This window comes from Accumulibacter sp. (assembly GCF_031732815.1).
Lineage (GTDB): Bacteria > Pseudomonadota > Gammaproteobacteria > Burkholderiales > Rhodocyclaceae > Accumulibacter.
Genome location: NZ_JAVMKF010000045.1, coordinates 1 through 14,049 on the forward strand (window position 1 = coordinate 1; position 14,049 = coordinate 14,049).

At 63.5% G+C, this 14,049-nt stretch carries 16 protein-coding genes; 6 read left to right on the forward strand and 10 right to left on the reverse strand.

Features of this window, described 5'->3' with window-relative positions; all coding sequences use genetic code 11:
* Position 1 precedes the first annotated feature (1 nt).
* The 3 genes from RKP46_RS03765 to RKP46_RS03775 all read left to right on the forward strand — a co-directional run bounded on the left by RKP46_RS03765 (position 2) and on the right by RKP46_RS03775 (position 1,748).
* Positions 2-151 (forward strand): helix-turn-helix domain-containing protein, encoded by a 150-nt coding sequence (locus tag RKP46_RS03765; RefSeq protein ID WP_311105424.1) that lies wholly within the window; start codon positions 2-4, stop codon positions 149-151.
* Positions 152-433: 282 nt separating this feature from the next.
* A complete protein-coding gene (locus tag RKP46_RS03770) occupies positions 434-754 on the forward strand; it encodes a hypothetical protein (RefSeq protein ID WP_311105385.1) in 321 nt (106 codons plus the stop codon).
* Positions 755-845: 91 nt separating this feature from the next.
* Complete coding sequence (locus RKP46_RS03775; protein WP_311105386.1) at positions 846-1,748, forward strand: fructosamine kinase family protein; 903 nt, start codon at positions 846-848, stop codon at positions 1,746-1,748.
* 99 nt (positions 1,749-1,847) lie between these two features.
* Here RKP46_RS03775 and RKP46_RS03780 read toward each other — a convergent pair whose 3' ends face one another.
* The 8 genes from RKP46_RS03780 to atpD are packed head-to-tail and all read right to left on the reverse strand — an operon-like array spanning position 1,848 to position 8,009.
* On the reverse strand, positions 1,848-2,648 hold the full coding sequence (locus RKP46_RS03780; RefSeq protein WP_311105387.1) for a F0F1 ATP synthase subunit gamma: 801 nt from the start codon (positions 2,646-2,648) through the stop codon (positions 1,848-1,850).
* A gap of 43 nt (positions 2,649-2,691) precedes the next feature.
* The gene (locus tag RKP46_RS03785; protein ID WP_311105388.1) at positions 2,692-4,194 is read right to left on the reverse strand and encodes a F0F1 ATP synthase subunit alpha; all 1,503 of its coding nucleotides are present in this window, start codon (positions 4,192-4,194) and stop codon (positions 2,692-2,694) included.
* Positions 4,181-4,933, reverse strand: coding sequence for a F0F1 ATP synthase subunit delta (locus tag RKP46_RS03790; protein WP_311105389.1), 753 nt, complete (start codon positions 4,931-4,933; stop codon positions 4,181-4,183). Before RKP46_RS03790 ends, RKP46_RS03785 begins: the two co-directional genes overlap by 14 nt.
* 8 nt (positions 4,934-4,941) lie before the next feature.
* Positions 4,942-5,208 carry an ATP synthase F0 subunit C gene (atpE, locus tag RKP46_RS03795; protein WP_300330333.1) on the reverse strand — a complete coding sequence of 89 codons (267 nt, stop codon included), beginning with the start codon at positions 5,206-5,208 and terminating at the stop codon, positions 4,942-4,944.
* Positions 5,205-5,903: a F0F1 ATP synthase subunit A gene (locus tag RKP46_RS03800; RefSeq protein ID WP_311105425.1), complete on the reverse strand. Its 699-nt coding sequence runs from the start codon at positions 5,901-5,903 to the stop codon at positions 5,205-5,207. Before RKP46_RS03800 ends, atpE begins: the two co-directional genes overlap by 4 nt.
* The gene (locus RKP46_RS03805) at positions 5,903-6,175 is read right to left on the reverse strand and encodes an AtpZ/AtpI family protein (protein WP_311105390.1); all 273 of its coding nucleotides are present in this window, start codon (positions 6,173-6,175) and stop codon (positions 5,903-5,905) included. Before RKP46_RS03805 ends, RKP46_RS03800 begins: the two co-directional genes overlap by 1 nt.
* The gene (locus RKP46_RS03810) at positions 6,172-6,576 is read right to left on the reverse strand and encodes a F0F1 ATP synthase subunit epsilon (RefSeq protein ID WP_311105391.1); all 405 of its coding nucleotides are present in this window, start codon (positions 6,574-6,576) and stop codon (positions 6,172-6,174) included. Before RKP46_RS03810 ends, RKP46_RS03805 begins: the two co-directional genes overlap by 4 nt.
* On the reverse strand, positions 6,573-8,009 hold the full coding sequence (gene atpD, locus RKP46_RS03815) for a F0F1 ATP synthase subunit beta (RefSeq protein WP_311105392.1): 1,437 nt from the start codon (positions 8,007-8,009) through the stop codon (positions 6,573-6,575). Before atpD ends, RKP46_RS03810 begins: the two co-directional genes overlap by 4 nt.
* Positions 8,010-8,316: 307 nt before the next feature.
* Between atpD and RKP46_RS03820 the strand changes: the two genes are divergently transcribed.
* From RKP46_RS03820 to rfbH, 3 genes are all read left to right on the forward strand, one after another.
* On the forward strand, positions 8,317-8,892 hold the full coding sequence (locus tag RKP46_RS03820) for a hypothetical protein (RefSeq protein WP_311105393.1): 576 nt from the start codon (positions 8,317-8,319) through the stop codon (positions 8,890-8,892).
* Between the two features lie 175 nt (positions 8,893-9,067).
* Positions 9,068-10,180 carry a CDP-glucose 4,6-dehydratase gene (gene rfbG / locus RKP46_RS03825; RefSeq protein ID WP_311105394.1) on the forward strand — a complete coding sequence of 371 codons (1,113 nt, stop codon included), beginning with the start codon at positions 9,068-9,070 and terminating at the stop codon, positions 10,178-10,180.
* Positions 10,177-11,490: a lipopolysaccharide biosynthesis protein RfbH gene (rfbH, locus tag RKP46_RS03830; protein ID WP_311105395.1), complete on the forward strand. Its 1,314-nt coding sequence runs from the start codon at positions 10,177-10,179 to the stop codon at positions 11,488-11,490. The genes rfbG and rfbH overlap by 4 nt, the downstream gene beginning before the upstream one ends.
* A 79-nt stretch (positions 11,491-11,569) precedes the next feature.
* Here the strand turns inward: rfbH and RKP46_RS03835 are convergent, their stop codons facing one another.
* Together RKP46_RS03835 and RKP46_RS03840 are read right to left on the reverse strand one after the other, a co-directional pair.
* The gene (locus RKP46_RS03835) at positions 11,570-13,348 is read right to left on the reverse strand and encodes a hypothetical protein (RefSeq protein ID WP_311105396.1); all 1,779 of its coding nucleotides are present in this window, start codon (positions 13,346-13,348) and stop codon (positions 11,570-11,572) included.
* A gap of 8 nt (positions 13,349-13,356) precedes the next feature.
* On the reverse strand, positions 13,357-14,031 hold the full coding sequence (locus tag RKP46_RS03840; RefSeq protein WP_311105397.1) for a class I SAM-dependent methyltransferase: 675 nt from the start codon (positions 14,029-14,031) through the stop codon (positions 13,357-13,359).
* Positions 14,032-14,049 lie beyond the last annotated feature (18 nt).

The following is a 14,049-nucleotide window of genomic DNA, read 5'->3' on the forward strand; positions in this document are numbered from 1 at the left end:
ACTGGCCAGGCGCTATCTCGACGATCCGGCTCGATCGGTCACCGAAATCACCTTCCTGCTCGGTTTTTCGGAGCAGAGCGCGTTCACTCGCGCGTTCCGGCGCTGGAGCGGCATGACACCGTCGGCGTATCGCGGGCCAACAACAGGCTGAAGACTGCCGGCGGCGCGTCTCCGCCATCGCCGGACGCCAGTGGACTACCATTGCGATTTGCGGGCACCGCGGCCGACTGGCCGCCGCGCACGATCAGCGCCTGGTCATCGAGCTCCGACCTCAGACGTTGAGCGTGGAGTTCCGGAGCAAGCGTGCGCACGACTGTTCGCCCGTCTTGCCGGAGCGCCACCGCTGGCGACGACCGACGGGTCGTGCCGACTGGCAGGAAGCCGCGCGCCCGGTGCGTCGGCCAGGCAAATCGATCAACGTGAGGAGACAAGCATGCATAAGACGGTAACCGTGTTAGGCCTGATCAGCGCTTTGCTGAGCGCTGCGCTGCCCGTATCGGCGCAGGACTCGCAACGCATCGACAACCGTCAGGTAAATCAGCAGATGCGCATCGACCAGGGCGTCAACTCGGGCGCCCTGACCGGCCGCGAGGCAGCACGCCTGGAGCGCGGACAGCAACGCGTCGAGAACATGGAAAACCGGGCCGAGACCGATGGCCGGCTGACACACCGCGAGCGCCAGCGCATCGAGCGGGCTCAGAACGTGCAGAGTCGTCACATTGCCCGGCAGAAACATGACCGACAGCGTCGCTGAAGCGCCCGAGCGCGCCGCGCCTGGCCTTCGTCGGTTCAGTTCGGGTGGCCGCTGGTGCGCCGCCAGCGGGCCGCACTGAGTGCGCGACGGTATGTCTTCTGCCGGCTACCTGCTGACGCCCGAGTTGCACGATGCCTTGTCGGCCAGCATCGGTGCCGGTGTCACGCGTAACAGCCTGCGGCCGATCGCTGGCGGCTCGATCTCGCGCGCCTTGCGGCTCGCTGGCACCGACGGTCGACAGTGGTTCGTCAAACTGAACGAGGGCGGCCTGGCCGAGATGTTCGCCGCCGAAGCCGACGGTCTGCAGGCGCTTGCCGCCTGCCCGGCGCTGCGCGTTCCCGAGGTCTGCGGCTACGGCGTCGCTGGCACTCAGGCCTATCTCGTGCTCGCCTACCTCGACCTGCAGCCGCTGCGCGAGCACGCCGCAACGGCCGGCACGGCGCTTGCCGAACTGCACCGGATGAGCGCCCCGAACTTCGGTTGGCGGCGCGACAATTTCATTGGCAGCAGCCCGCAGGCGAATACCGCGAGCACCGATTGGCCGTATTTTTTCGCCCGTCGCCGTCTGCAACCGCAACTCGAACGCGCCGAGCGCCAGGGCTACGCCGGCCGCCTGCTTGCCGACGGCGAACGCCTGGTGGACTCCTTGGCCGTACTGTTCGCCGACGAGCAGCCGCCTCCCAGTCTGCTGCACGGCGACCTATGGTCGGGCAATGTGGCCTCAGACGCCGCCGGCCGGTTCGTTCTCTTCGACCCCGCCGTCTACTTCGGTGATCGTGAAGCCGATCTGGCAATGAGCGAACTCTTCGGTGGCTTCCCCGCCGCCTTTTACGCCGCCTATCGCGCTGCCTGGCCACTCGCCGCCGGCTACGCCGTGCGCAAGACGCTCTACAACCTCTATCACGTGCTCAACCACCTCAATCTGTTCGGTCGTGCCTACCTGGCGCAAGCCGAGGCGATGATCGGGCAACTGCTGGCCGAGATCAAGCGCTGAGACGCGCTTCCCGTGGGTGGCGACGAGCGGCCGCGGACAAGCGATTGCCCCGGCACCCTGAAGTCGACTCGCGCACGGCGGTAGCTGTCTTCCATTACGTTACTGCCGCCATTCGTAATCGTCGTCCAGTCTTCCTGCCGAAAGCAGGATGAGCTCGATTTCCTCGGTGATGTCTTCCTGGCGCTGGGCGTTGCAGGCCTGCTGCAGATGCTCGCTGTCTTCTTCCAGCTTTTTCAGCGATCGGTCCATATGGGCGTGCCGCTGCCGATTCTCGGCCATCAACGAACTGTAGAGCACTTCGGTCAGCGCCGCGTAGAGGTAATATCCGGTCAGGGCTGTGAGTAGCTCCCCGTCAGGCAGATTGGTTTCCGGCGGATAGGGAGAGGCATCCGGCGCCGGCAGGTCACGCAGTGGCAGCAGGTAGCGCAGGCGGATATCGCCGGTGGCATCGCAATGGTAGAGGACCGACAGACCACAACCGGCGCGTTCACCGGTGGTGAGCAGCCGATTCAGTTCGCGGGTCAGGCGCAACAGCACCGCCGGCACCTCGTCGGCAACGCTGGCGCCGGGGAGTCGCAGCACTGCGAGTTCGCTATCACCAACGAGCCGACTGGCCAGGCGATGGCCCAGGGTCAGGAGGTATCCGGGGGCTGCTTTGTTGTTGCAATGCGCTTCGCGGTAACGCAGCAACGCCTCGTTGAAGTCACCGCAAAAGCCCTGCTCCGAGCCGATCAGGATACATATTTCGCAAGCGGGCTCGGCAACCGGCAGCAGTTCTGGATGCCAGGCGAGGAAGGTGGCCGCTGTCGTTTCAATACTGGCCACCATCCTTCGTTGCGTCAGCAGAGACTCCTGCAGGATGTGCGTTTCCATCAGTGCGACGCCGCGCATGGCGGACATGATTCCAGAAATTTCCGCCAAGGCGTCCAGGCGTCTCGACAGTTCACGCCGCCGGCTCATCTCGCGTGCCTTGTAGCGCGGCACGAACCGCCTGCCGCCACTCCTCCCGGCTGTTTTCCAGGCGCAAAGACGAGAGCCGCGGGTCTGCGATCAGCGAGGAAAGGGTCGTCGCAAGCTGATCCCTCGCCAGTCCGTCGAACCAGCCCTCGTTGTAAGCAAGCAACCAGGCCATGTGCTGTTCGGGCGCCAGAGGGGCCAGGCGTTCCTGCTTCAGTAACTCCCGCAGCAAGCTGCCACGCCGGATCTTGGCTGCGACGCCGGCCTCCAGTCGCGAGCCGAAACGCGTAAAGATCTCCAGCTCCTGAAACTGCAGGTAGTCGAGTTTTATTCGCCCAGCCTCGGCCTTGATCGCCGGATGCTGGGCTTTGCCGCCAATACGCGAGACTGAACGGGTGATGTCGATCGCCGGCAGAAACCCTGCTGCAAACAAGCGCGGGTCGAGATAAACCTGGCCATCGGTAATCGAAATCAGGTTGGTGGGAATGTAGGCGGAGAGTTCCCCCTGCTCGGTTTCGATCAAGGGTAATGCCGTCATGCTGCCGCCGCCGCTAGCCGCGGCCAAACAGGTGGAGCGCTCAAGCAGGCGCGAATGCAGGTAGAAAATATCGCCCGGATAGGCTTCACGCCCGGGCGGGCGGCGCAAGAGCAACGACAGCTCGCGGTATGCCTTGGCGTGCGTCGTCAGATCGTCATAGACCACCAGCACATCCCGCCCGGCCGCCATCCAGCCTTCTGCGAGGGCGCAGCCGGCAAACGGCGCAATGTATTTGAGCCCCGGCATGGCAGTCGCTTCGGCGACCACCACACAGGTGTATTCCAGCGCGCTTGTCCGCCGCAGCGTTTCAATCGTCGCCACGACACTGGAGCGTTTCTGGCTGATCAGCACATAAACACACAGCACCTTGCGCCCCTTCTGGGCAATCACGGTATCCAGGGCGAGCGCGCTTTTTCCGACTCCCGCATCGCCGATGATCAGTTGGCGCTGCCCCTTGCCAATCGGAATCATCGTATCGATCATTTTGCAGCCGGAAACCAGCGGGCGTTCAACAAAATCCCGTGCCTGAATGGGTGGTGAAGGCGTCTCCAGCGGTCGACGTGAGGTCGCCGGTATCGGTGCTCCGCCATCGAGCGGACTACCCGTCGGGTCAACCACACGACCAAGGTAGGCATCGCCGACCCCGATATCCAGCGTTCGACCGGTCAAACAGGCGGCCGCCCCTGCCTTCAGTTCCAGCTCGCCACCACCCTGATTCAGCAGAATGGCGCCGATCCGTTTCGCCCCAAGATGAAAGACCAGGCCGCGGCTGCCATTCTCGAAACGCAACACATCCTCCATCGCGGCCGATGGCAAGCCGTCTACCCAGGCTATGCCATCGCCAACCGAGATGACCCGCCCCTGCTCGACCAGCCGCAATTGCGGGTCGTAAGCCTCAAGCCAGACAGCCTGACGCAGGAGCGGCGAAGTCAGCGACTCATCCGTCGACATGATTGGCAGCCGCCGCAAAGCTGGCTGACTCATCAGCGAAATTCAAATGGACTTGCCAGGCGCCCAGGGAGATTCGCAAGCCAGCCAGTAGCCCCGGAGCCACTGCAAAAGTCACGGCTACCGGCCGACCCAGACGCTGGCTCAAGGCCTCGACAACCCGGCCGCGCTGCGCCTCATCCAGCGCAAAGGCGCTGCTTACCTTGGCCTCGAGCGCCGAGTCCCCGGCCGCCGCCCGCAAACCGGAAAGCTGTTGATCGGGAAGCTTCGCCCAATCCGCGAGCAGCAGATCGAGCATGCGCGCTTCCAGCGCGGGGGTCGCCAAGCGGCCGAGCAAGGTCGTGACAAACTGCTGCGCCTGGGCCAGTGCTGCGGTTTCCATTTCGCGCCGCATTTCCTGTTGTCGATGCGCGTCGACCGCCGCATTTCGCGCCCGCTCATCGGCCAGATCCTGCGCCAAGGATTGCATCTGCCGCGAGCGCTCAAGCGCCAGCTCGGTTTCCAGTTCAGCTCTGGCTTGAGCTTTTTCCTTACCCCAGTCAGCCAGCCGACCCTCGTACTGCGCCTGCAGACTGTGTGCCCGCAGTTCGGCTGCATGCGCTTCGCGCAAGGTTTTCTCGATGCCGGCACGTCGCTGGTTCAGCGTCTCCAGCACCGGTTTGTAGAGAAAGCGCTTGAGTATCCAGAGCAGGACCAGGAAGTTGATGATTTCAAGCGCGAAAGTGGTCCAGTCGATGTGCATGACCGGTCCTATTTGAGCAGATATTCAAGAAGTGGATTGCGAAAGAGGATGATGAGGACGATCACGAGCACGTAGATGGCCAGCGACTCGATCATCGCCAGGCCAATGAATAAGGTTCGGGTAATGGACTTCTCCGCTTCCGGCTGCCTGGCAAGCGCCTCCAGCGCCTGGGTGATGGCCTTGCCCATGGCCATTGCCGGAAAAATGATGCCCAGCGCAATGGCCAGTCCGGCCACGATGGTGGATATCAGGGCAAACCAGTGCAGGTCGCTCATGGCTTGTTTCCTTCCTTGTTTGAATGGGTGGATGTCTGTTCGGCTTGGGACTGCATGCCGCCAGCGATGTAGATCAGCACCAGCATGCCGAAGATATAGGCCTGAACCAGCGCCTCGATGACGTGCAGCATCAGGACGGGCACAGGAACCAGCAGCCCGGCAACAAGCAGGACGAGCAGTGCGGCCATCTCCAGGCTCATGATGTTGCCGAAGAGGCGCACAGCGAGGGCCAGGGTGCGCGAGAACTCGCCGAGGATATGGAAGGGCAGAAGCACCGGACTGGGCGAGAGGTAATGGCGCAGATAGGCGCGCAGACCAGCGCTGCGAATACCATACCAATGGACCGACAGAAAGACCAGGACGGCCAGCGCCATCGTCGTCGACAGATCGCCGGTCGGCGCATGCAGCCCCGGGATCAGGCCGATCAGGTTGGCTACAGCAACGAAAATCCACAGCGTCCCGACGAAAGGCAGCAACAGAGTCGAACGTTCCGCCAGGACGGTCGCAATGGCCGAATCAATCGCCTGCACGACCCCCTCCAGCGCGCTCTGCATCATGCCCGGCTGTTCGACGGACAAGCGGCGGGTCGCCAGCCAGCAACCAGACCCGAGCACCAGCAGAATGCCCCAGGTGGTGACGACCGTTCGCGTGATGGCGAAAGGTCCGATGCTGAAAATGACGCTGAGCGCTTCCATCACCAGTTCTTCCGGATGAAGGCACAGACATTGAACACGCCGAACGCCAGACCGAGGACGATCAGATTGATCGTCCACCGCACCGAATACCCTTCGCTCAAGCCATCCAGCCAGCGTCCCAGGTAAGCCCCACCGATCAGCGGCGCCAGGAAGAGCACCGACAAGGTACCGAGAAAGACGCTCTGGGCGAGCAGCGAGCGGCGTTCGTGCTCGGCGCCCTTGAGCCGTTCGCTATCCCGGTGCACCATGCGACGCCACTTTTCGTCGTTCATACCGGCCACCGGTCCAGTTGATGCAAGCGCCGGAACAGCTCATGTTCGAGGCGCTGCAGGTTGTCCTTCACGGACTTGAGTTCAGCCTCTTCGGCGGCCAATTGCCCGGTCAGCAACTCGGACACCCGCTGGCAATCGTCGTCGCGCAGATAGCGGCGGGTGTTCAGAAAAAGCTGGTTATCGGCGAATGACAGCACAGCGCCGGGACAGGCCAGGTAATGCCACTTCCCGTTCGCCAGGCGGAAACGGGCGAGGCCGTAGGCGAGCACGGTGATGAAACGGGCTCGCCCGGACAGAATGCCAAAACTGCCGCTGGCGTCCTGGCCGACAAAACTGCCGACGCCTTCGATGCATTCGTAAAGCGCCGCACTTTGCAGATGCAGGGTAAACCCGCTGCTCACGCCACACCGCCTTTCCCCGCCAGACTACCCTGCATGTAGCAGGCGTCCTCGGGCAAGCCGTCGCAATCGCCACGCAGCAAGGCCTCGCAATCGCTCAGCGTGCGCTCGAGGGGAACCGAGGCACCGGCAATGCCGGTATGGTCAGCCACCACGAAGAAAGGCTGGGTCAGGTAACGTTCCAGCCGCCGCGCCCGGTGCACGATGCGCCGGTCGGCCTCGGACAGTGCTTCCAGGCCGAGCATGGCAATGATGTCTTCGAGGTTGCAGTAACGCGCCAGGTGTTCGCGCACCCTCTGCGCCACCCGGTAATGACGGTCGCCCAGGACGCTGCGATCCATGGCCCGACTGCCCGAGGCGAGCGGATCGACGGCCGGATAGATCCCCCTGGCCGCCTGCTTGCGCGAAAGGATCACTGTGGTATCGAGGTGCGCGAGGATGGCGCCGACCGCCGGGTCGGTCATATCATCGGCCGGCACATAAACGGCCTCGACCGCGGTAATGCTGCCGCGCCTGGTCGACAGGATGCGTTCCTGCAATTCGGCCACTTCGGAAAGCAGGGTCGGCTGATAGCCCACAGTCGCCGGCATCCGCCCGAGCAGGCCGGACAATTCGCTGCCTGCCTGGACAAAGCGAAAGGCGTTGTCCATCAGGAACAAAACCTCCTTGGCGACCGTGTCCCGCAGATACTCGGCATAGGTCAATGCCGATAAGCCAATGCGGAAACGGACGCCTGGCGACTCATCCATTTGCCCAAACACCATCAGCGTGCGCGGCATCACCCCGGCATCCTGCATGTCGTGCCACAGTTCATGGCCTTCCCGGATACGTTCCCCCACACCGGCAAAGACTGAAACCCCCTGGTGCAGACGCACGATGGCATTCATGAATTCCATGATCAGCACGGTCTTGCCCACCCCGGCGCCACCGAACAGGCCGGTCTTGCCACCGCGCACGAAGGGGCAGAGCAAGTCGATGACCTTGATCCCGGTAAGCAGCACGTCGCCGGCACCAGCGACTTCCGACAAAGGAACAGGTGCCGCCACAATCGGGCGCATGGCTTCGGGAACAAGCGGCGGGCCACCATCGAGCGGCCAGCCAAAAATATCCAGCAAGCGCCCGAGGCAATCCGGCGTGACGGGTATCTGCAAACCGCCGCCGCCATCGAAAACCGGCATCTGCCGCTTCAGGCCACTGGTACGGTGCAGTGCAATGGCCCGCACCCGATGTTCATCGAGATGGCGATGCACCTCAAAAGTGAAACGCTCCCCGTTCAGGCAGACATAGATTGCCCGGTGCAACGGTGGCAGGCGGGAACAGCGAACATCGACGACCGGCCCCTGCACCTCCTCGATGACACCCAGAGGCGGCCCAGCCGGCGCCGGGCAACCCGGCACCAGTTCCTCACAGGGAGACGATGGCTCGCATGTCTTCATGGTCAAGATGCTTTCGCCAAAGTCCCGATACGGTGTTTTCCCAGCAACTCGTCAGCATGAGGCGCATACGGAAGACCTTTGGTTAATACATTGTAGGCTTCCGTCGTTCCCTTGGCACAACAGGGCAAGTCAATGTCCGACGCAAAGGCAGCGCCGGCAGGTCGTTCCGCAGTCGGGCGCGCGGTTGTCTCACCACGTCTTGCCGACGGCTTTCGGCAACTGAAGCGCAATTGCCCGAATATGGTCAAGCCCCTTGCCGATGCTGGCGATCATGGCCTTGATCTGATCCCCGGCCGCAGAGGCGAGTATGAGCAGGAGGCGGGACTGGCGGGCGACTCTGGCGGCTTGTCCGACCAACCTGACTCGATTTGAGGCGCTTGCGCAGTACCACGACGCGCCGTTCGCTGTTCCAACCCATCAACCAGAGCTCACCTTCGACAGTGTCAAGACCTTGGCCGAAGCTCTGCCACTCACCTTGTTGCCAGAGCCGCTCGATCTTTCGCTTGACGCCAGGCGTTTGCTTGAGCTTGACGAGATAGCGCTGCCCAATCGCTTCCCTCGCGGCCATCACGCGTCCATTGCCGAAGGCGATGTGGCCGCGCACCAGGACGGGGCGTTCCGCTGGACTGAGCCCATCGCGCAGCTTCCGCAGACGAGCCAGGCCAGGTTTGGCTGCGTTGCCATCGCCGCCCCGGACTTCCACATCGAGCACCGGTCGCAGGTTACTCATCCAACAGGTATGCAGGTATGGCTGGAGCGTCCTGACCGGCTGGGGCTGCACCCGACCTTGGCACCTGCCTGGCGGCCGTCGAGCATCTTGACGCTGGTATCGACGCCAAGAATCCAGGGCCGTACACCGGGCCCCGCGCGTGCTCTCCGATAGCGCGCGGTATCCATCCAGGCCTGACTCCTGGCCGGCTGAGGCGTACGCGCCGCGTTCTGCCTTGCTTGGCAGGCCCGGCCCGCCCGCGCTATGCTTGACGCCAGGCTGAAACGCAGACGCGTGGCCACCGAAGCGAGCATCAACTGCGTCATCCACCTGGTAAAGGAGAGCGGGCGTGCCGAGTAGCCCATCGTTCTGGAACAAGCGACGTGTCCTGGTCACCGGCCATACCGGATTCAAAGGGAGTTGGCTGTCGCTCAGCTTGCAGATGCTCGGCGCCGAAGTCGTCGGCTATGCACTCGCGCCGCCGACGCAGCCTAACCACTTTTTCGTCGCCGACGTCGGCTGCGGCATGACTTCGCTGCTCGGCGACATCCGGAACGCCGACGCGCTGTCCGCCGTCTTCGCCCGCTATCGCCCCGAGGTGGTTTTCCACCTGGCTGCACAGGCGCTGGTCCTGCCCGCCTACGATGATCCGGCAACGACGTATTCGACCAATGTCATGGGAACGGTGAATCTGCTCGAGGCGGTTCGCCGCCAGGCCGACGTGCGTGCTGTGCTCGTCGTCACCAGTGACAAATGCTACGCCGACGGTGCTGCCGCTCGCCCCTGTCGCGAGGACGATCGCCTCGGGGGCAAGGATCCGTACAGCAGCAGCAAGGCCTGTGCCGAACTCGTCTGCGCCGCTTACCGCGCGTCGTACTTCGCTGGCGGCACCGCCGGCGAGCCGCCAACCGCGCTCGCCACGGCACGCGCCGGGAATGCGATCGGCGGCGGCGACTGGTCGGCCAATCGCCTGATCCCGGATGCGCTGCGCGCCTTCAGCGAAAACCGCCCGCTGGCCGTACGCCATCCGGCAGCGGTTCGACCCTGGCAGCACGTCCTCGACGCGCTGGCCGGCTACCTCGTGCTGGCCGAAGGACTGTATGCGCGCGGAGGCAAGCTGGCCGCTGCCTGGAACTTCGGTCCGGCCGAGGCAGCGACGCACAGCGTCGCCGATGTCCTGCACGAACTCGTCCGACTGTGGGGCGGAGCAGCGGCGTGGACGACTGACGCCAGACCTTCCCGGCACGAAGCCGCCGTCCTGCGCCTGGACGCCACGAAAGCCATTGGCCAGCTTGGCTGGCACCCGCGCTGGTCGCTCGGCGAGGCACTGGCGATGACCGTCGAATGGTCGCGTGCGTACGAGGAAGGCCGCGACATGGCGGCCGTTTCGCGTCAGCAGATCGCCCGCCATGGGCTGGTGTCGGACAACCCGATCCAGATTGCTCCAGTGAGTCTCCAATGAGCGCCGACCTGCTGCGCCGACAAATTATCGAGCTGGTCGAAACCTACGCCGCCGGTATGAGCACCGGCAACGCCTTTCGTCCGGGCAGCACGCCAATCCCGCCCGCCGGCAAGCGGATTGGCGCGAGCGAACTGTCCAACATGGTCGATGCCGTGCTCGACGGCTGGCTCACCGGCGGACGCTTCAACAGCGCTTTCGAGCGCGCGCTTGCCGACCATCTGGGGATTGAATACGTCCTCACGACCAACTCGGGTTCTTCAGCCAACCTGCTGGCGTTCAGTGCGCTGGCCTCGCCCAGCCTGGGCGAGCACGCCCTGCGACCTGGCGACGAAGTGATCACGGTCGCGGCGAGCTTTCCGACGACGGTCAACCCCATCCTGCAGAACGGCTGCGTGCCGGTTTTCGTCGATCTTGCGCTGCCCACCTACAACATCGCTGTCGAGCGCATCGCCGAGGCGATTTCTGATCGCACGCGCGCGATCATGCTGGCGCACACGCTGGGCAACCCCTTCGAGGTCGACGAAGTCTGCCGCCTCGCCCGCGAGCACGGCCTGTGGCTGATCGAAGACTGCTGCGACGCGCTCGGCTCGACCTACGACGGCCGTGCGGTCGGCGGCTTCGGCGACATCGGCACGCTCAGTTTCTATCCGGCGCATCATATTACGACCGGCGAGGGCGGCGCCGTATTCACGCGCAACGCCGAACTGAAGCGTATCCTTGAATCGCTGCGCGACTGGGGTCGAGATTGTTACTGCGCGACAGGCTGCGACAACACCTGCGGCCGGCGTTTCGCTCAGCAGCTTGGCGAACTGCCCTATGGCTATGACCACAAATACACCTACGCCCAGCTTGGCTACAATCTGAAAATCACCGACATCCAGGCCGCCTGCGGACTGGCACAGATCGACCGCCTGGCGGAATTCGTCGACGCCCGCCGGCATAACTTCGCGTATCTGGCCGCGCGCCTCGCTCCCTTGCAGGACTTTCTGCTCCTGCCGCAAGCTACGCCGCGCAGCCAACCCGCCTGGTTTGGCTTCCCACTGACCTTGCACGCAGCCGCCGCTTGCGATCGCGTCGACCTGTTGCGCTACCTCGACGAGCACAATATCGGCACCCGCCTGATCTTCGCCGGCAATCTGACCCGGCAACCCTACATGGCAGGACGTCGTTTCCGCGTCGCCGGTCCGCTTACCGCGACTGATCGCGTCATGAACGACAGCTTCTGGCTTGGCGTATGGCCGGGGCTGAGCGAATCAATGCTCGATTACGTTGTCGAGAAACTGGGCCACTTCATGGGGATCGGCTTGTGAGGCCGCCGGCGGCGCGCCGCGATGCCACTCGCCGCCCTGGTGCATCGCTGACCCATTGCCCGGCATCCGACGATCTCTCTCATCTGGGAAGCTCCTTTCCCAGATGGCGGCGCACGAAAGCGACGGTCAAGCGAAAGGCGTACCGCAGCCCCTGATAGCGCACCGCGAGGACAAATTCGCCCGCCAGGCAGTACGCTGCGCCAAGCGCATGGCTGACGTGTATCAGCCAGGACGACATGCCGATGTTGCGTAGATTGATGTACGCCTCAGTCACCACGACTGGCTTGCGCGCCTTGCGGAACTGCGCCGGGCACTTTTCGGGCGGCGGCGGCGGAAAGCGTCCGGTGGCGGGGTCACCGCCGACTACGTTCCGCTGCTGCAACAGGTCGAGCACGACCTGGGCAACAAGGTGTGGCGACGAGAAATTTCGACAATCGCTGCCGCCGTAGCGAACACAGCGATCCCAGCCGAGGCATGGGCAGCAGCGTTCGCCGTTCTGCAGCATGCGGTGCGGCAGCGTCGACGCGGTCCCCGAGTGTACGGGGTGCGTGCTTGAGAACAGGTGAATTGTCGGGATGCCGCGAATCTGCGCGGCGTAATGTGCCGGGAACGAATCCATTCCGACGACCACTTCGACCTCGGCGAGCAGGCTGTCGAAGCTGCGCAAGCTTTCGAAACGCACCGCGCGCGCGCGCGGGAACTCGGCTTTCGCGTCAAGCACGATGACGCGCACGCCCTGCTCGAGAAGCAGATCAACCAGTTGCTCCTGGTAAGGGCGCGGGTATACCTTGAGCGGCCAGCCGGCATCGAAATGGAGCAGGACGCCAGCCTGTCCAGGTTCGTCGCCGCGGCAGGCTGCCCGTGGGCGAACCGCGGGAACCCCGTTGCTCAGTTGCTCCAAGCCGGTCAGCGAATCCCCGAGGCAAAAGCGAAAATGGTCGACGTAGTGGTAGTTCGTAAAGTTGTAGTTGCGCGTCGTGCGGCAATACACGTACAAGCGGTCCGCCGGCAAGCTCGCAGCGACGTCAATGAAGTGGTGGCAATCCTCACGCCGGTAATCCCGGCGGAACGGTACCGGGCCATCGAGCGGCACCAGCGTCAGCGGTGGCGCGACGGCAAGCGCGATCGGCAGGTAATCGCGATGCACGACGAGTTGCTCGAACAGCGGTTCGGCGACCTTGCGTGCGGCGAGCGCCATGAAGAGCACATCACCCGCGTGATGCGGAAAAAACGCGGCCATCGCTGGAGCAGCATCTTCCGCGTCGCCATTCCTCGCCCGCGCACCGAGCACGCGTATGGCATGTGCCGCACACCACTCCATCGGTTGGCGGTAGTCGCCGGGCAGGAAGCCGTTGCCGGTTACCGTCGAGGCCGGGAAGGCGAGATCGTGCAGTTGAAATCGACCCGCGAAAGCGACCGTGAGCAGTTCGCAATCGAGTTTGGCTGACGAGCACGAGAGCAGCAGGAGATAGCGTGAATGCGAACGCCGGCGGTCGAGCACGTACGCCAGGGGGTAGTCGTTGCTGCTGCAGAATATCCCTTCGCCGGAGGCGTTGGCGGCGCCCGCCAGAACCAGGCGGACGAGGACGCGCGAGGGCCGCAAGAGAGGATTGAAAACCAGGACACGATCAAATGGATCAGCCGTATGGGCGGCAACCCGACGCATCAGCTCGAACACGTACCGGCTGGGTGTGGACACGAAGCTGTCCAGAATTTCGAGATCGGACGGGCTATCCTGAGCAATCGAGAAGGTTCCCGGAATGACGAAGCGACCGGTTTCATCGCCGGCCAGAAGCAGATGCGGAAAGGCCGCAGCGATTGCGATGCGCGGCGTAGCAAGCTGAGAGTCAGGCGGCATCTTGCACGTCAGTGTTGTTTGCGGGCAACGACCTGGATTTGGGCCAGGGCGTCGCCGAGCGTCTGGTCTACCAGGTAGCCCAAGCTGTGCAAAAGCACAAAGAGCTGACGCTGCACCTCCCTGCCGATGACTGGGAAGCCTCGCACGCAAATCATCAGACCGGTGACAAACCCCGCCAAGGGTCGGTGGTTCCGGCTGCCGAGCAGCGCGTGATCGTAACCGTTATCCTGGACGACCACCGATACGACTTGACAGCCGGGAAGTCCGGAAAACAGATCATCGATGTTAACTGATCGCGGCGACCAGCTTTTCTCGCTGGTTCGGCAGAAAGTCCACTTGTGATCACCGTTGAAAACGCTTGGCCAGTGATACTGCTCGTAGAGCGTTTCTTCCGGGACGACGATGACCATATGACCGCCGGGTTTGAGCAAGGCCCACCACTCACGCAGTGCTGCGGCTGGATCGTGCATATGTTCCAGGCAATGCGAACTGTGCACGGCGTCGTATGCGGCGCAACTGCGGAAACGCGTAATCACGTTTGCGTCACCATCGGCAAGATCGAAACCCTCTGCCCACGGGCAGACGAGATCATCGCCGGCACCGATATCAATGAGCCGGCCCTGGAGATAGGCTTCGGCGAACCACGCGGGTCGAATGGCATTTGTCTTTGAAGATTCGCGCATGTCCTGTGTCTTCGCGCC